The sequence below is a fragment of the Amycolatopsis sp. PSD-21 genome, assembly GCF_055561455.1.
In genome coordinates this window covers 6,272,043-6,289,226 of sequence record NZ_CM145712.1, presented here as the reverse complement: position 1 = coordinate 6,289,226, position 17,184 = coordinate 6,272,043, and the positions used below count along the sequence as shown (strand labels likewise).

Genomic DNA, 17,184 nt, shown 5'->3' with positions numbered 1-17,184 from the left:
GGGTTTCCCGAAGGGCGTGGGACGGTGCCATACTGGCTGCGGCACCGGAGACTTGGGGAGGGTCGATGGATGTGTCGAGCACGCGCAGCGAGCTTGCCCAACTTCTCGCTGCACTCAAGGAGCGCAGCGGGCTGAGCTACTCAGAGCTTGGCCGAAAGTCGCATATCAGCAGTTCCACCCTGCATCGATACTGCTCTGGAGTAACAGTTCCACCCGATTACCGGACGATTGCCGCAATCGCCACCGCATGTGGAGCGACTGACCAAGACCTCGCCGATTTGCTACGGCATTGGCATGTGGCCAACGGCAAGATCACCGCAGAGAAGCCGGTTTCCTCAGTCGACACCCCGGATTTGGCTTCCGGCTCTGGCCGGCGGCGCCCACGATCACTCCCGGCCGCCGTTGCGGTCCTCGTGGCGATCGTGATCCCGTCGAGCACGGCATTCCTTGATGCAGACCCCTCCACTTCCGCGCCCGCCGACACCGCCATCCGATACGACTTCACGCCACGTCGCATACTCGCACCGCGGATGCCCAAGGCAGAACCTGGCGGTTCCTGGAAGCCCGACCATGAGGTGGCGGCGCTGGGCAGCGTCGAGCTCGAGATGTCGACGACCCAGACCGCGTACGTGGTGTCGGTGATGCGCGCGAGCTCGGCGACCCATCGCTCGCGGTTCGACAACGAGGTGCGGTGCAGGTGGCCCGGCGGTGAACAGAGCTTCGTGACCGGACAGAACATCCTGCAGGAAGGCGCGTCGTCGGAGCGGGAGAAGGAAGAGGTCGAGCTGACCACACGCTTCCTGCTACATCCCGGTGTGGCCACCAAAGTCGCCTGCACCGCCTACGTCCGCGCCGCCGCGCTCAGGGAAGACCTCGACGCGCAGTTCCGGCTGGACAGCGGGCGGATCGAGGTCGCCGACACGTCCGTGGACAACACGACCACAGGCGCGCCCGCCCAGGATGCGGTGCCGCGTGGCCTCCTGCACGTGGGACCGGCTCCCCGCATGATCGCCCGGGAGCCGGTCCTCAGGTCCTTCACCTTCGCGCCGGGATTCACCCATCTCAGCGTCGTCGCCGACACTCAATTCCAGGTCTGTTATCCGCAGAAGGACAAGCACTGCGACACGCCCGCCCCGGCCACGTCGACGGCCACCTTCACTCTGTACGTCACCCAGTGGAAGGGCAACGAGGTCTGCCACAAGGACCGGGCTACCGGGGAACTCCGCGAGATGTCCTACGCGGTGCACCACCATCACGTACCACTGCACCTGCTCGACTTCACCATCCGCGCCGACTGTGACCCCCGGTTCAGCGCCTACGTCATGGTGAAGTGGGTAGACGGGATGGACGGCGGGGTGCAGGGCGCCGTGGAAGGCCTGACCGACTCACGCGGGTCGACCACGACCCACAACGCCGGCATGAGCCACATTTTCGTGGTTCCCTACAAAAGCTGAACAGGTCAGCTGCGGACCGGGACCTTGTTCAACGACCGCGTGCGGCCTGTTCACAAAATGGTCGTATATGCGAACGGCGAGCCGGCGCGGCAGTGTGTCGACGTCCTGAATTTCACTGTTCGTCGCGTGTTGCGAAAGTGAAACGCGACCGACGACCTGGTGGACAGTCTGACTCGGGTTCTATTGGGGTTGTGTCCGGGAGCGCGCCCTGTTTGCGCCATTTCCGGAGGATGAGGTGGCCGTAGTTATGGGTTCCGGCGATGCGGTCGAGTTTCAGCGACTACCACGGTCATCGTCTTCGCCGCCGTCGTGACCACGTCCCGGATCGCCATCTCGTTCGCGGATCCTGGCCGTCGATCGGACACAGCAACGGACACCGCTGGACGCGCTGGGGACCGTGCTGCCCTTCACGCTCAAAGCCCTCGTAGTCGGCGTCCTGTTCGGCGCGGGACTGGCGTTGCTGCTGACCGCGGCCCACCGCGCGCTGGCTCACCGAACAGTCCGGACGCGTCACTGTGCTGCTGACCTACACCGCGACTGTCGCGATGGACGGCAACGGTTTCGTCGCCTCCTCCGTCTGTGGTGTCACATTCCGCTACGTCCAAGGCCAGCGAAGCCGGCTCGTCGCTGAACCTCCGTGTCCGGGGCTTGGGCGACTCGCCCACGAGTTCGTTAGGAGCGGAACTCCGGGGGAGTATCTGGGCGTGCCGCTGGTGATGCTCGCCTACGGCAGTTCCGTCACGGTCGACACGTTCGTCAATCCGGCGATGGTGTGCGTGGCAGAAATGTACCCATCGATGTCTTTTCAGACTCTCGGCGAGGAGGTGATCTTCGCGCATGCTGGTCTCATGAGTGAAGCCGCGGAGCCGGGTGTGGTGAGGACGACGGTCGAGGTCGATGGTGAAGCCGCCAGTTACCTGACCGTGGAGCAGGATGGGCCGGTCGTGTTGCTGCTGCACGGTACGTATTGGAGCCGGGTGTGGCTTCCGGTGCTGAGCCGTCTCGCGGAGGCGGGGCTACGACCCATCGCGGTCGATCTTCCCGGCCTGGGGCGCTCGGGAGGTGAGTTGACCCCGGAGACGGCCACCGTCCCGGCCCTCGCGGGCTGGGTGACGCGATTCTTGTCCGCGTTGAGGATTTCCGGGCCGGTCGCCGTGGGAGCGCACGATATCGGCGGCGCCATCGGACAGCATCTCCTGGTCCGCGGTCGTCTGGAGGTGTCCCGGCTGGCGTTGGTCAATTCGGTCACCTACGACTCCTGGCCCGCGCCGCACGTGGCCCGCTTCGGTGATCCGGAGATCGCCGGCACCCTTCTCGATGCCCGCCGCCAAGCGGTGACCTCGGCATTGGCCGGTGCCGCCACCGAGCGACTCGTCGCCGAATATCTGGATCCGTGGCACGATCCGCGGGTCCGCCGCTCCTGGCTCGCCTTGGCCGGCGCGGCCGATAGCCGCTACACCCTGGATCTCGTTCCCGCGCTGAAACGGTCTGCCACGCCCAAGTTGCTGATCTGGGGCGAGGACGATGCCTTCGAGAGGGTGGAATACGCCGAGAAGTTCGCCTCGGAGATCCCGCGAACCACGCTCATCCGTATTCCGGAAGCGGACCACATCCCCACGGAGAACGCCCCCGCCAGGATCGCCCGCGCCCTCGTGGATTTCTTTACGGCGTAGAGGTTCGGGGTGCCCGCCTGTCAAGGCAGCGGCCAGCCGACGGGGCCTCATCACACGCGCGAGAGACATCGTGGGACCGGGGTGGTTCGACCGGCGGCCAAGTTCCATCGGCGTCGGGCCTGATCGATGGAGACATGGCTCCTCCCGCGTCGCGTCGGTCGCGGAGCCGTGCGCGGATCGTGTCTTGGGTGCACGGCCGCCCAGTAGCTCGAGTGTCTCTTGACGACTTCGCCGTCGGTCATACGGCGTGCGGTTGGCACGCCGCGAGAACGATCTTCCGCTCTTCGGGTGATCGTTTCCCCTTTCCACTGACGAAGTCCGCCCTTGGAGTGGGTGAATGGCCTTCTGGGGAAACAACTCTGGGGAGAGAAACTATGCGATGGAAGACTTCGCTGGTCGTTTTCGTCATGGTCCTCATGGCCTCGTTCGCCGCCGCGGCACCGGCTTCGGCGGAACCGATCACCGCGGAATCCGCGGCGGACTGCGAGCGTGGCGCGAACGGTTTCGTGGACATACCCGATGGCCTCACCGGCGACCCGGTCCGCGTCATGGTGGTGGGCGGGTTCATGACGGTGACCCTGTACAAGGGCTACGTCCAAGGGCTGCGCGGGTGGGCGCACGCGCGTGGCGCCACGCAGGCGGGTGACCTGGTCTGGATGGACTGGACGCGGGACGGTGGCCGGAGCTGGATCCAGTGCGGGCCCTTCGTGATCCCGCATTCGCAAGCCACCAAGACCAGCGCGGCGCAGCGGACGAACCCTTCGCCGACCTGGCAGTTCCGGGCCTGTGGCATGTTGCGTGATCAGCCGCGGACCACCAAGTGCACCGAACCTTGGTGGTGAGAGTTCACCGCCGGGCACGGCGAGGGCTTCCGGCGCCGGAAAAGCTCCGAGACACCACGTGAAATCGCGGTATACGTGCAAAACCGGATGACCTCGTTCGATTCGGGGCGATTTGACCTGCCGCATAACGGCGCGCGTGCGTTCCAGTACGACTGCCTCGGCCGCGTCGACCGGTCGAGGCAGTCGTACTGCGGGTGGTCAGCCCCAATGCGCTCCCAAGTTTCGCGTCACTCGGCGTCGAGCGACGTCTAGGTACTGCGACCGTAGTCTTGAACACTACTATTGCAGTGTTTTCTACTACGATGGTAGTCTGCGTTGGTGTCCGCACGACGTGACGAACTCCTCGACGCCGCGATCTCGGTCCTTGGCGAGCGCGGCATCCACGGGCTGACCCACCGCGCCATCGACGCCGCCGCCGGGCTGCCCACCGGCTCGGCCTCCAATCACTTCCGCACCAGGGACGCCCTGCTCAACGCGGTCGTGGAACGCACGTCCGATCGGGAGCGCGCGACCTGGGAAGCCCTCGCGACGACGTACTACCCGGTCACCCCTCAGGAGCTGGCGCAGGCGATGGCCGGGCTGGCCCGTGAGGCGACCGGCCCGAACCGGACGCTGACCCTGGCTCGGTACGCGATCCTCGTCGAGGCCGGCATCCACCCCACGCTGCGGCCACAGCTGCTGGCCACCGGCGCCCGGGTCAACGCCTGGTTCATGAACTGGCTGCGCGCCGCCGGCTCCACCGATCCCGACCGCGACGCGCCCATCATCGCCAACCACTGGACCGGGATCGTGCTGCACGAACTGGCCGTCCCGGACCCGGCGTTCGATCCCTACCCGCAGATCGCGGCACTCGTGACGAGCGTCGTCCGCCCTCGCTCCGAGGAGGTCCCGATATGACCGGCAAGCGACCGGCGCCGGACCGCGACGCGATCTGGCGGGTCATCGCCGCCCAGCGGACCAGCCTGGCAGACCTGCTCGACGACCTGTCCGACGACCAGTGGCGGCACCCGTCGCTGTGCGCCGGCTGGACCGTTCGCGACGTCGCCGCGCACCTGACGCTGCAACAGCTCGGCCTCCGCGACCTGATCGCGACGATGGCCCACTGGCGCGGCAGCATGGACCGGACCATCGAGGACGCGGCCCGCCGGCGCGCCGCGGAACTGTCGACCGCCCGGATCACCGCCGAGATCCGCGCGACGGCAGGCTCGCGGCGGCACACCCTCGGCGTCACCTACCTGGAAACGCTCGCCGACATCCTCGTCCACGGCCAGGACATCGCCATCCCTCTCGGTTTGCGCCACGAGATGCCACCGGACGCGGCTGCCGTCGCCGCGGACCGAGTGCTGTCCATGCGTTGGCCGCCTCCTCTCCCGTCGGCGCGCAAGATGGCCGGGTTCCGGTTGACCGCCACCGACATCTCCTGGTCCACCGGCACCGGTCCGGAGGTCCGCGGCCCGATGAGCGCGCTGCTGCTGGTCTGCGCCGGCCGCCTGGCCGCTCTCCCTCGCCTGTCCGGCGACGGCGCGGGCGATCTCGCGGCCCGGCTTTCGGGATCCGCTTCGGCGACCTGATGAGAGAGGATCAAATGGAGTCTCTGTGGACGACACTCGGCGTGGTGGCCGTGGTGGTGGTCGTCGTCCTCGTTCTGATCGCGTTGTTCCTTGTGGTCAAACTGGTGCGGAAGCATCGTCAGGTCCATCAGCCGGGCACGCCGGTGCCGACCAAGGCCGCCTACTGGGTTTCCCTGGCCTACACGGTTTTCCCGTTCGACCTGTTGCCCGACCCGGTGTACTTCGACGACATCGTGGTCCTGGCCGGCGGGCTGGTCTACGTCAGCAGGTCGCTTACCAAGAAGGCGCGCGACGACCGCCGGGCGGAGTGAACTACGGCTGTTCTCGGCCAGAACTCTCGTCGACAGCCAATCGGTTCACGCGAACGAGTGAAAGCTCGTCAGGCTTTGTGCGGCCGCGAGGACTATGGCGGCATCTTTGGCCGAGTGACGTGATCTGGGGAGGTTTCGTGTCGCCTGACGCGCTGCATCGCACTGTTCTGGTGGTGGACGTGGAGCGCTTCAGCGGCCGGAAGAACCCGGAACAGAGGAACGTGCGCAACGCTGTCTATACGGCCTTGGCTCATGCGCTCGGCTCGCACTGGAGCGTCTGCCATCGCGAAGACCGGGGTGACGGTGTGCTTCTTCTGGCGCCGGCGGATGTTCCGAAGCAGCTGTTCGTCGAGCAGGTGCCCGGTCGCCTGGTGAAAGCGTTGAACAGGCACAACCGGGCGCACGGGACCGGCGAGCAGATCCGGTTGAGAATGGCGGTGCACGCGGGGGAGGTTCTGCTTGACGCGCACGGCGCGACCGGCGTCGCGATCAATCACACGTTCCGGTTGCTCGACGCGCCGCCGTTGAAGGACGCCCTCGCCGGGTCGGCCGGTGTGCTCGCGGTGATCACCTCCGACTGGTTGTTCCGGGAAGTGGTCTGGCACAGCGCTGCCGATGAGACCCGCTATCGGCCCAAACGCATCCGGGTCAAGGAAACGGCGACGGTGGGGTGGATCTGCCTACCGGACGACCCGTACCCGCCCGACGTCAGCCAGGCGGAGTGGCCGGAGGACGTCTGCCCCTATCCGGGTCTGCGGGCGTTTCAACCCGACCAAGCGCGGTGGTTCTTCGGCCGCGAGGCGGCCTTGTCGGTGTTGATGGACAAGATCGATCACCGCAGCGGGCCGGTCTTCGTCGTCGCGCCGTCCGGTGTCGGCAAGTCGTCGCTGCTTCGAGCAGGCGTGACGACCGCGGTCGCCGACAGTGGACGCCCATGGCTGTTGCTCACCCCGGCGAAGGAGCCCTGCGAGACACTGGCACAGCAGGTCGCGCAGCTCATCGACGGCAGCGTGGACGGCGTGCTCTCGGCGATCAGCTCTGACCCCGCCCGGCTGGCAAGCATGCTGCCTGACGGGACTGTCATCGTGGTGGACCAGTTCGAAGAGGTGTTCACCCTGTGCGCCGGCGAGGCCGAGCGGCGGCGTTTCATCGCCGCACTGATCGCGATGCGCGCGGTTCTCGGGGTGCGGGGCGACTTCTACGACCACTGCCTCGCCGACGATCAGCTCGCGGAGTTCCTGCCGGCGAGCCAGTTCAACCTCCAGGCGATGACTCCGGTGGGGTTGCGAGCGGCCATCGAGCGGCCGGCTCGGCAGATCGGCGTCGACGTCGAGCCGAGTCTGGTCGAGGTGCTCCTGCACGAGATCGGGACGGATGCGGGCGGGCTCCCACTGCTGGCCCACGCATTGGCCGTCACCTGGCAGCGGCGCACGGGCGACAAGCTGACCTTGGCGGATTACGACCGGGCCGGGCGGATCCAAGGCGCGATCGTGGCGACCGCGGACGAGGCCTACGCGCGTTGTTCCACGGCCGAGCAGCGCCTGATCTTCCAGCAGATCCTCATGCACCTGGTCGTGGTCAGGCACGACGCGCCGCCTGCGAGACGGCGCGCGGATCCGGCCGACCTCGTCAAGGGTTTCGACGCACCGCGGACCGCTGAGACAGTGCTCGGCTGGCTGATCGAGAAACGCCTGGTCACGTTGGACGACAACGCCGTCGAGCTTTCCCACGACGTGTTGCTGCGGGCGTGGCCGCAACTCGGCGCCTGGATCGAGGCGGGCCGCAATGATCAGGTCGTCCGGCAGCAGTTGATCGAGGCCGCCGAACAGTGGGAGAGAGAAGGGAAACCGGCCGGATCGCTGTATCGCGGTGATCGGCTGGCCATCGCAAGGGGGTGGCAGTCCAGGAGTGAGCACCGCGCCGCCCTCACGCCGCTCGGAGCGGCCTTCCTCGGCGCGTCGATCCGGCACGAAAGCCGGCGGGGCAGAATCCGTCGAACCGCGGTCACCATGCTGGCCGTTCTCGGCCTCGTCGCGTCCAGTGCCGCCGTCTACGCCTTCCAGCAACGCGACATCGCCCAGGAACAACGTGACGCCGCGATCTTCAACAAGGTCACCGCCGAGGCGAACCGGATACGGACCATCGACGTGTCGCTGGCGGCCCAGCTCGATCTCGTCGCCCACCGCATGCGCCCGGCGGATCCGGACACGGGCACCCACTTGATCGTCGACGCGAACGCGCCGCTTTCCGCCACGTTGCCCTCGGGCGCCAAGGACGTCGGCGTGGTGGCGTTCAGTCCCGATGGGCGAACGCTGGCCACCGGCAGCGGCAGCGGTGACAGGCTCGTGCGGTTGTGGAACGTCGCCGAGCCGGCCCGCCCGGTGCTGCTGAACGAAACCATCAGTCACGGCGAAGCAACCCGTGCGCTGGCGTTCAGCCCGGACGGACGCACTCTGGGCACTGGCGGCGCCGACAACACGGTGCGGTTGTGGAACGTCACCGACCCAGCCCGCCCTGAGGCGATCGGCCCGCCGATCACGGGGCACACCAAGACGATCCGGTCGTTGGTGTTCAGTCCTGACGGGCGGACTTTGGCCAGCGCGGGCGACGATCGGACCGTACGGCTGTGGAACGTCACCGACGTCGCCCGGCCTACGGCACTCGGCCCGCCGATGGCCGGGCACGCCGACACGATCCACTCCGTGGCGTTCAGTCCTGACGGCCGGACTCTGGCTACCGGCGGCGATGACCGGACCATGCGACTGTGGGACGTCGCCGCGCCGGACCGAGCCGAACCCCTCGGGCCACCGTTGACCGGACACGCCGGGGCTGTCCAGTCGGTGGCGTTCAGCCCCGATGGACGGACTTTGGCCAGCGCGAGCAACGACCGGACAGTGCGGCTGTGGAACGTCGCCGACCCGGCTCGCCCGGTGGCGCTGGGCCGGCCGATCACGGGGCACGCCAGCGCGATCCGGTCGTTGGCGTTCGGGCCCGACGGGCGGACGCTGGCCACCGGCGGCGATGACTACACCGTGCGGCTGTGGGGCGTCACCGATCCCGCCCACCCCACACGCATCGGCACGCCGATGACCGGGCATGCCGACGGCGTCCGGTCGATGGCGTTCAGCCCGGACGGCCGCAGCCTGGCCACCGCCAGTGGCGACCGGGCGGTAAGGCTGTGGAACATACCCGACACTGTCCTAAAAGGACATACGGGGGAAGTCAACGCGTTGGCGTTCAGCCCGGACGGGCGCGTCCTGGCCACCGGTGGCGGCGACCGGACCGTCCGGTTGTGGACACCGGCCGATCGGCGGCAGCTGGGCCGTCCGCTCACCGGCCACCAAGACGACATCAACGCCTTGGCGTTCAGCCCGGACGGCCGTGTGCTGGCCACCGGCGGCAACGACCGGACGGTGCGACTGTGGGACGTCACCGATCCGGCCCGCCCGGCGCCCATCGGCGCGCCGATCACCGGCCATGCCGACGACGTCCGGTCGATGGCGTTCAGCCCGGACGGCCGCGTCCTGGTCACCGGCGGCGACGTGAAGGACGAGAACTCCGCGCGGTTGTGGGACGTCACCGACCCGGCCAAACCCGTGCTGCTGTCCCGGATCGTGATCGGACCGGACGCCAACGCCTTGGCCGTGGCGTTCAGCCCGGACGGGAGAACTCTGGCGACGGGCACCGAATACAGCGACGTCGCGGTGTGGTTGTGGAACGTTTCCGATCCGGCCGAACCCACGTTGCTCGCCGGACCCCTCAAAGGGCACCAGGACGACATACGCAGGGTCGCGTTCAGCCCGGATGGGCGGACATTGGCCAGCGGCGGTGACGACGAGCAGGTGCGGCTGTGGGACGTCACCGATCCCGCTCACGCCAGACCGCTCGGCGAACCCCTTTCCGGCCACACCAACCCCGTCTCGGCGGTGGCGTTCAGCCCAGATGGTCACACGCTGGCCAGCGGCAGCGGCGACAACACCGTGCGGCTCTGGCGGACAGCCGACCGGACGCAGTCGGGTCAGCCGCTCACCGGACACCAGGCCCACGTCAACACGGTGGCGTTCAGTCCCGATGGCGCCACCCTCGCCACCGGCAGCCACGACCACACCGTGCGGTTGTGGGACCTGACCGTGCCCCAGGCCATGCACCGCATCTGCGCCGTCACGGGAAACACGCTCACTCGCGAGATGTGGGACGAGTTCGTGTCGGCTGAGCTGCCGTACAGCCCGCCGTGTTCCTGAGACAGGCTCGACACGCGGGACCGACCAAGTTCGCGTACGCGGCGCACTAACGGTTGTCGTACGCCGCACGGGCGGCGTCGATATGGGGCAGGTGTTCGATGCTCCAGTCGAGCAGCGGTGCGGTGGCCTCGCGCAGGGTCCGGCCCATCGTGGTCAGCTCGTAGCTGACGTGTGGCGGCATGACGTTGCGGACCGTGCGCGTCAGGATCCCGTCGCGTTCGAGGTCGCGCAGCGTCACTGTGAGCATGCGCTGGCTGATGCCGTCGATGGATCGTTTGAGTTCGGTGAAGCGTCGCGGCCCGTCCTTGAGCATGCGCACGATCAGCAGCGCCCACTTGTCCCCGACGATCCCGAGGACTTCGCGGGCTTGGCACGGGTCCTGCATGGTTACCTCCTGAGAACCGGGGCACCCGAAAGTGCCGTATTGCCCGGTGCGCGTCGGGTGGATCACGATGTTCTCGGTTATCAAAGGGTACCGAGGCACGAGGAGGAACCACGCGGCTATGGCCACCTTTCTGTTGGTACACGGCGCCTGGCACAGCGGACGTGCCTGGGATCGGCTGGTCCCGCTGCTGGAGTCGGCCGGGCACCGGGTGCTCGCGCCGTCGCTGACCGGCTACGGCGACAAGGCGCACCTGCTGGGCCCCGAGGTCGGGCTCGGCACTCACATCGACGACGTCGTCGACGTGATCGAAGGTGAGCGTCTCGACGACGTCGTGCTCGTTGGGCACAGTTACGCCGGGATGGTCATATCGGGGGTCGCGCACCGGGTCCCGGAGCGGATCGCGCATCTGGTGTTCCTCGACGCGATGGTGCCCGAAGACGGCGAAGCCGCGGTCGACGTCCTTCCGGTCACCAAGCAGCTCATCGACGTCGCCGTGGACGGCTGGCGGGTTCCGCCGATGCCGGAGCAGCCGCCGCCGCTAGGCCTGTTCGGGGTCACTGATCCCGAGGACGCCGCCTGGCTGCGTTCGATGCTGTCGGACCATCCGGTGGGGTGCCTTCAGGAGCCGGTCCGGTTGGACGACCCGGCCGCGCGCACTATCCCGCGTACGCACATCCATTGCGTCGGGGCCGAGCCGGACGGCATCACCCGGCGTCCCGTTCCGGCAGGCGAGCGGCTGCGGGAACTGCCGACCGGCCATGACTGCATGATCACCATGCCCGGCGAACTCGCCGGTCTGCTGCTGGAGGCGACCTAGCCGTCGCTGCGGTCGAGACCCGTACCGTGTGGTCCGACGGGCCAAGTCGCCGTGGCGTTGCCGGAAGGACGTTCATGCACGAGGAGCACACTCTCTTCACACGGGCGGCGGAGCTGGCTGCCGGGTATGTGGCCGGTCTGGGTGACCGACCTGTCGCGCGGCCTGTCGACCTAGCGGTCTTGCGGCAGGCTTTCGGTGAGGAACTTCCCCGGGAGCCCAGCCCTCCGGAAGCCGTCATCGAGGAACTCGCCCGCATCGCCGAGGAAGGGCTCGTGGCCACGGCGGGCCCGCGGTTCTTCGGGTTGGTCATCGGCGGGGCGTTGAGGTCCGCGGTCGCGGCGGACTTCCTGGCGGCGGGATGGGATCAGAACAGCTTCAATCCCGCTCTGTCACCGGCCGCGGCCGCCGCGGAGGACGTGGCCGGCCGGTGGCTCAGGGATCTCCTCGGCATTCCGGCCACCGCGTCGACCGGGTTCGTCACCGGCGGCCAGGCGGCCAACACGGTCGGACTGGCGGTGGCACGTCACCACGTCCTCGCTCGAGCCGGGTGGGATGTCGAACGGGACGGTCTGGCCGGGGCGCCCGCCCTCCGGGTTGTCGCAAGCGCCGAGCGGCACGCGACCATCGACCGCTCGCTGAGGTTGCTCGGTATCGGCACCAGGGCGATCCAGGCGGTGGCCGCGGGTCCGCAGGGCGCGATCGACGTCGAGGATCTGGCCAGGGTGCTGGCCGCGGGCGAGGGTCCCACGATCGTCTGCCTGCAGGCGGGGAACGTGAACACCGGTGCCTGCGACGACCTGCGCGCCGCCTGCACACTCGCGAAGGGGCATGATGCCTGGGTCCACATCGACGGTGCCTTCGGACTCTGGGCCGGCGCCAACCCCGCGACAGCGGCGCTGGTCGACGGCCTGGAGCTGGCCGACTCCTGGGCGTGCGACGGGCACAAGTGGCTGAACGTCCCCTATGACTCCGGCTTCGCGTTCTGTGCTCATCCGGCGCTGCACGCCGAGACCATCGCCTATCGCGCTCCCTACCTTGCCGGCTCCGCCGAGCTGTCCCGAATGGGCGACCTCACGCTCGAGGCATCGCGTCGCGCGCGGGTGTTCGCGGTGTGGGCGGCCTTGCGGGAGTTGGGGCGCGACGGTGTGGCGGACCTCGTCGACCGCTGCTGCGGGCTTGCGCGGCTGTTCGCCACGATCCTCGCCGAAGGTGGTGCCGAGATCGCCAACGACGTCGTCCTGAACCAGGTGCTCGTCGGGTTCGGTGACGATGACCGCACCGACACGATCATCGACGCGGTCCAGCGCGACGGCACCTGCTGGCTGGGCGGCACCACCTGGCGCGGTCGTCGCTACCTGCGCATCTCGGTCTCCAACTGGTCGACCACCGAGTCCGACGTCGAGCGCTCGGCCGCGGCGATCCTTCGGGCGGCAGCGGCGAACTGACGGGCTCCCACTCAGACGGGTTCAGGGGCGCGACTGTGCTCCCGTTCAGGCACATTCGCCTCGACACGCTCCATCAGCAGCGCGAACGACATGACCAGCAACGGGATCATCAGCACCATCCACATGATCCTTCTAATACCCGGATCGGCGGCCGGGTAATCGCCCCCCATCTCTGGTCGCGCCGCGGTGGCCGGTGAACGGGCACACGGTACGACCGGCAAACCGGCCCCTCACCAGGGGAACAAGTGAGGGACCGGTGCCGTGCCGTCCGGCCGAAACCCGCCTAGGTCACGGGTTGATCCGCGTGTACGCCGGCTTCGGCCGCAGGTTCGTGTCGAACAGGCAGGCCGCGCCCTCGCCGGGGAACGTGTCCGGCACCCACGAGTGGCGGTCGGTGAAGCCCCACGTCGTGAACTCCACACACCGCGCGACGGCGTGGCAGCCGTCCCAGAGTTGCTTGAAGTAGCTCGCCTGCGTGTTCAGTTTGGTCGTGTCGGCGGGCATCGGGATGCGGACGTCGGCCTCGGTGATGGCGACGTCGACGCCCAGCGCCGCGAAGCGGGCGAGGTTCGCCTGGTAGCCGCCGGGGAAGCCGTACCGCGTCGCGAGGTGTGCCTGGAAGCCGACGCCGTCGATCGGCACGCCTTGCTGCTTCAGCGTCCGCACCAGGTTGTACAGGGCGTCGCTCTTCGCGTTGAGTCCTTCGGTGTTGTAGTCGTTGATGTACAGCTTGGCCGACGGATCCGCCGCCCGCGCCCACCGGAACGCGTCGGCGACGTAGCCGTCGCCCAGTTTCTGCTGGAACACCGAGGCACGGCGGGTGCCGTCGTCGTTGAACATCTCGTTCACGACGTCCCACGCCCGGATCTTTCCCTGGTAGCGCCCCATCGCGGTGGCGATATGCCGTTGCGTCACCGACCGCAGATCACCGGCGGAGAGGTTGTTGACCCAGCCGGGCAGCTGACTGTGCCAGACGAGCGTGTGCCCGCGGACGGATTTGCCGTTCCGCTGGGCGTAGTCGACGATCGCGTCCGCGCCGGACCAGTTGTACTGGCCGCGGTTCGCCTCGACGACGCCCCATTTCATCTCGTTCTCCGGGGTGACGTTGTCGAATTCCCGGGTGAGCACCGAACGATAGTCGGCTTCGTTGGCCAGGTGGTTCGCCGCGACGGCGCTACCGACGTAGCGATTCGTGATGTCCTTCAGCGGACCTGCCGCCGAGGCCGGTGGTGCGTTCAGCAACGCGACACCTGCCAAAGCGGTGAAAAGAGCGACGGTTCGTTTCAGGGAAATGGTGTTCATCGTGGAACTCCTTTCGGAAACCGAACGGTTCGATCAGCCCTTCACGGATCCGGTCAGCCCGCCGACGATGCGGCGTTCGGCGAGCACGAAGAAGGCGAGCGCGGGGATCATCGACAGCGCGGTGAACGCGAGCACGCGCGCGGTGTCCTGGGAGTACTGGGACTGGAACGTCGCTACGCCGAGCGGCAGGGTGAAGTTCGCGGAGTCGTTGAACACCAGCAGCGGCAGCAGGTAGAAGTTCCAGCTGGTCACGAACGCGAGCACGGCGACGGTGGTCAGCGCGGGCGCGGACAGCGGCAGCAGGATCCGCCAGAAGAAACCGAGCCTGCTCGCGCCGTCGAGCACGGCGGCGTCCTCGATCTCGCCGGGGATCGCGCGCATGAACGGCCGCAGGATCACGATGGTCACCGGGAGCGAGAACGCGGCCTCGGGGATCGCCACGCCCCAGAAGCTCTCAAGCATCCCCAGCTGACGCAGCCACAGGTACAGCGGCAAGGTCGCCACGCCGAGCGGGAACAGCAGGCCGAGTGTGAACAAGGTGTAGAAACCCTCGCGGCCCTTGAAGGTGTAGCGGGACAAGGCATACGCGGCCATCGATCCCAGCGCCACGGTCAGCGCCGTGGCGATCACCGCGATCAGCGCGCTGTTCCCCAGGAACGTCCAGAACGACGCCGAACCGAGGATCACCGCGTAGTTGTCCCAGACCCACGGGCCGGGCAGGCCGGCGGGCGAGGCGTTGATCTGCGCGGTGGTACGGAAACCGCCCAGTATCACGAACAGCAGCGGCACCACGGTGATCCCGAGGACGGCGATCGCGGCGACGTAACCGATCGGCGTCCCGGCGCGGCGCATCAGTCCACCATCCTGGTGAGCGCGCCATCGGTGTCACGGCGCAACGCGAACCTCTGGTACAGCAACGCGAACACGAAACAGACCACGAACAGGATCACCGCGACCGCGCTCCCGAAACCGAATTCGTAGCGTTTGAACCCGTGGTCGACCAGGTAGGTCGCCATGGTCGCCGACGCGTTGGCCGGCCCGCCGAGAGTCATGATCCACACCAGGTCGAACAGCTGCAGCGAGCCGATCACCGACAGGAACACCCAGATCCGGATGGTCGGCCCCAGCAGCGGCAGCACTACGTGCCGGGTGGTCTGCCAGGCCGACGCGCCGTCGAGCGCGGCCGCTTCCCGCAGCTCGGCGGGCACGCCCTGGAGCCCGGCGAGCAGCAGGATGATGCCGAAGCCGATGTACTTCCAGGTGATCACCGCGAACAGGGTGTAGAGCACGATCCCCGGGTCGGCGAGCCAGTGCTGTACCAGCCCGCCGAGGCCGACACCACGCAACATCTGGTCCACGAAACCGTTCGGCTGCAACATGAGCAGCCAGATCACCGCGGTGATCGCCTCCGACAGCACGTAGGGTGCGAACACGAGCGCGCGGAGGACGGCGCGCCCGCGCAGCTTGCGGTTGAGCAGCAGCGCCAGCCCGATGGACAGCGGCAGCTGGACCACGAGGGACAGGCCCGCGATGATCAGGTTGTGCCCGATGGCGCCTTGGAACACCGATCCGGACAGGGCGTCGGCGTAGTTGCCGAGGCCGACGAATTCGTCGAGCGGACCGAAACCGTTCCACTCGTAGAGGCTGTAGAACGCCGCGATCCCGATCGGGACCAGCACGAACCCGGCGAACAGCACCAGCGCCGGCCCGAGCAGGAACGTCAGTTCCAGCTTCTTGCGCACTCCCGGTGTCCGCGTCCGGACGGCGGGTGCGGACGGCCGCGCCGCCGCCCGCACCCGCGTGGCCGTCGCCGTCACTTGTCGCCCGCCGCTGCCTTGTTCACCGCGTCGACGATGCCTTCCGGGGTGCCCTGCCCGGCGAAGAAGTTCGCGACGGCGTCGTTGAGCGCGGCGCCCACCGCGGTCGGGAACGCCTTGTCGAAGTACATCTGCACGTACGGGGCCTTCTGCCCGTAGTCGAAGACGGACTTCAGCGACTCGGTCTTGAGCGATCCGGCCGCCGACGCGGACATCGGCAGTCCGGCGCCCTTCGCCGCGAGCTGGTTCTGCACCGGTTCGCTGCCGAGGTACCGCAGGAAGTCCACGCACACCTTGACCGCGCGGGTGGTGCAGGAGAAACCGTCACCGCCGCCGAGCACCGCGGCGGGATCACCCTGGCCACCGGGGACCGCCGGGAACGGGAACCAGCCGACCTTCGAGTCGAGGTCCTTGTCCTCGGTGAGCGACGACATCGTGCCGGGCTCCCAGTCGCCCTGCAGTTCCATCGCCGCCTTGCCGTTGGCCACCAGTCCGGCCGAACTGCCCGCCCCCTGCTGGGCGGGAGTGGCGGTGAAGCCGGGCTGGAACGGCTGGGTGGCAAGGAACGCCTGCAGATCACGCCCGGCCTTGGTCCAGCAGGGATCCTCGAGTTTCACCGCTTTGACCGACTGTTTCAGCGTGTCCGCCGAGCAGGCCCGGAGCGCGAAGTAGTTCCAGTAGAACGCGTCCGGCCAGCGATCCTTGCCGCCGACCGCGATCGGCGTGATACCCGCCTGCTTGAGCTTGGCGACGGCCGTATTGAGCTCGTCCAAAGTGGACGGAGGCGCCGTGACGCCCGCCTGCGCGAAAAGGTCCTTGCGATACCAGAAACCGACGAAATGCTGCTCCCACGGGATCCCGTACTGCTTGCCGTCGACCTGCCAGCTTTCGGCGAGTTTGCCCACCGTGGAGAGCCAGTCCTTGGCCGCGTCGGTCAGGTCGGCGACCTTGCCCGAGGTGGCCTGCGACGCCAGTTCGCCACCGCCCCAGGACTGGTAGACGTCCGGCGGTTCGTTCGACTGCAGGGCGAGCGGGACCTTGGTGGTGAACTCCTCGTTCTGCAGTGGCTGCCCCTTGATCGTCACCTCGGGATGCGCCTTCTGGTAGTCCGCGACGACCTGCGCCCAGATCGACTTGAGCGGATCGGTCGTGCCGTTGTGCCACCAGGTGAGCGTGACCGGTCCGGTGGGCTCGGCCGCGGGCTCGGTACCTCCGGAGCAGCCGGCGAGCGCGAGCGGGATGGCCGCCGCCAGCGCGGCGGCGGCGGGGATTCGGCGGTTCGAAAGCATGGTGAGTCCACTCCTGACGACTTCGGCCGAGTAGGAC

14 protein-coding genes are annotated in these 17,184 nt (G+C 68.0%); 9 read left to right on the top strand and 5 right to left on the bottom strand.

Annotation, left to right across the window (positions count from 1 at the left end; translation table 11 throughout):
* Positions 1–65: 65 nt before the first annotated feature.
* From ACZ1DY_RS29310 to ACZ1DY_RS29280, 7 genes are all read left to right on the top strand, one after another.
* The gene (locus tag ACZ1DY_RS29310; protein ID WP_465481574.1) at positions 66–1,454 is read left to right on the top strand and encodes a helix-turn-helix domain-containing protein; all 1,389 of its coding nucleotides are present in this window, start codon (positions 66–68) and stop codon (positions 1,452–1,454) included.
* A 704-nt stretch (positions 1,455–2,158) separates the two neighbouring features.
* On the top strand, positions 2,159–3,127 hold the full coding sequence (locus ACZ1DY_RS29305; protein ID WP_465481573.1) for an alpha/beta fold hydrolase: 969 nt from the start codon (positions 2,159–2,161) through the stop codon (positions 3,125–3,127).
* A 374-nt stretch (positions 3,128–3,501) separates the two neighbouring features.
* Positions 3,502–3,969 (top strand): hypothetical protein, encoded by a 468-nt coding sequence (locus ACZ1DY_RS29300; protein ID WP_126736902.1) that lies wholly within the window; start codon positions 3,502–3,504, stop codon positions 3,967–3,969.
* Between the two features lie 318 nt (positions 3,970–4,287).
* Positions 4,288–4,866, top strand: coding sequence for a TetR/AcrR family transcriptional regulator (locus tag ACZ1DY_RS29295; protein WP_465481572.1), 579 nt, complete (start codon positions 4,288–4,290; stop codon positions 4,864–4,866).
* Entirely contained in the window at positions 4,863–5,540 is a 678-nt protein-coding gene (locus ACZ1DY_RS29290) for a maleylpyruvate isomerase family mycothiol-dependent enzyme (RefSeq protein WP_257485506.1), read from the top strand. Before ACZ1DY_RS29295 ends, ACZ1DY_RS29290 begins: the two co-directional genes overlap by 4 nt.
* Before the next feature lie 14 nt (positions 5,541–5,554).
* Positions 5,555–5,851 carry a YkvA family protein gene (locus ACZ1DY_RS29285; protein WP_465481571.1) on the top strand — a complete coding sequence of 99 codons (297 nt, stop codon included), beginning with the start codon at positions 5,555–5,557 and terminating at the stop codon, positions 5,849–5,851.
* 137 nt (positions 5,852–5,988) lie between these two features.
* Entirely contained in the window at positions 5,989–10,092 is a 4,104-nt protein-coding gene (locus ACZ1DY_RS29280; protein ID WP_465481570.1) for an nSTAND1 domain-containing NTPase, read from the top strand.
* Between the two features lie 46 nt (positions 10,093–10,138).
* On the opposite strand, the gene ACZ1DY_RS29275 is transcribed toward ACZ1DY_RS29280, so the two are convergent.
* A complete protein-coding gene (locus ACZ1DY_RS29275; protein ID WP_192741281.1) occupies positions 10,139–10,477 on the bottom strand; it encodes a winged helix-turn-helix transcriptional regulator in 339 nt (112 codons plus the stop codon).
* A gap of 118 nt (positions 10,478–10,595) precedes the next feature.
* Between ACZ1DY_RS29275 and ACZ1DY_RS29270 the strand changes: the two genes are divergently transcribed.
* Positions 10,596–11,294 carry an alpha/beta fold hydrolase gene (locus ACZ1DY_RS29270; RefSeq protein WP_465481569.1) on the top strand — a complete coding sequence of 233 codons (699 nt, stop codon included), beginning with the start codon at positions 10,596–10,598 and terminating at the stop codon, positions 11,292–11,294.
* A gap of 74 nt (positions 11,295–11,368) precedes the next feature.
* Positions 11,369–12,739 (top strand): pyridoxal phosphate-dependent decarboxylase family protein, encoded by a 1,371-nt coding sequence (locus ACZ1DY_RS29265; protein ID WP_465481568.1) that lies wholly within the window; start codon positions 11,369–11,371, stop codon positions 12,737–12,739.
* Between the two features lie 288 nt (positions 12,740–13,027).
* Here ACZ1DY_RS29265 and ACZ1DY_RS29260 read toward each other — a convergent pair whose 3' ends face one another.
* The 4 genes from ACZ1DY_RS29260 to ACZ1DY_RS29245 are packed head-to-tail and all read right to left on the bottom strand — an operon-like array spanning position 13,028 to position 17,147.
* Positions 13,028–14,041, bottom strand: a complete 1,014-nt coding sequence (locus tag ACZ1DY_RS29260) for an endo-1,4-beta-xylanase (protein WP_465481567.1) — start codon at positions 14,039–14,041, stop codon at positions 13,028–13,030.
* 33 nt (positions 14,042–14,074) lie between these two features.
* Positions 14,075–14,893 (bottom strand): carbohydrate ABC transporter permease, encoded by an 819-nt coding sequence (locus ACZ1DY_RS29255; protein ID WP_257485512.1) that lies wholly within the window; start codon positions 14,891–14,893, stop codon positions 14,075–14,077.
* A complete protein-coding gene (locus ACZ1DY_RS29250) occupies positions 14,893–15,858 on the bottom strand; it encodes a carbohydrate ABC transporter permease (protein ID WP_465481566.1) in 966 nt (321 codons plus the stop codon). The genes ACZ1DY_RS29255 and ACZ1DY_RS29250 overlap by 1 nt, the downstream gene beginning before the upstream one ends.
* Entirely contained in the window at positions 15,855–17,147 is a 1,293-nt protein-coding gene (locus tag ACZ1DY_RS29245; RefSeq protein WP_465481565.1) for an ABC transporter substrate-binding protein, read from the bottom strand. The genes ACZ1DY_RS29250 and ACZ1DY_RS29245 overlap by 4 nt, the downstream gene beginning before the upstream one ends.
* Between the last annotated feature and the right edge of the window lie 37 nt (positions 17,148–17,184).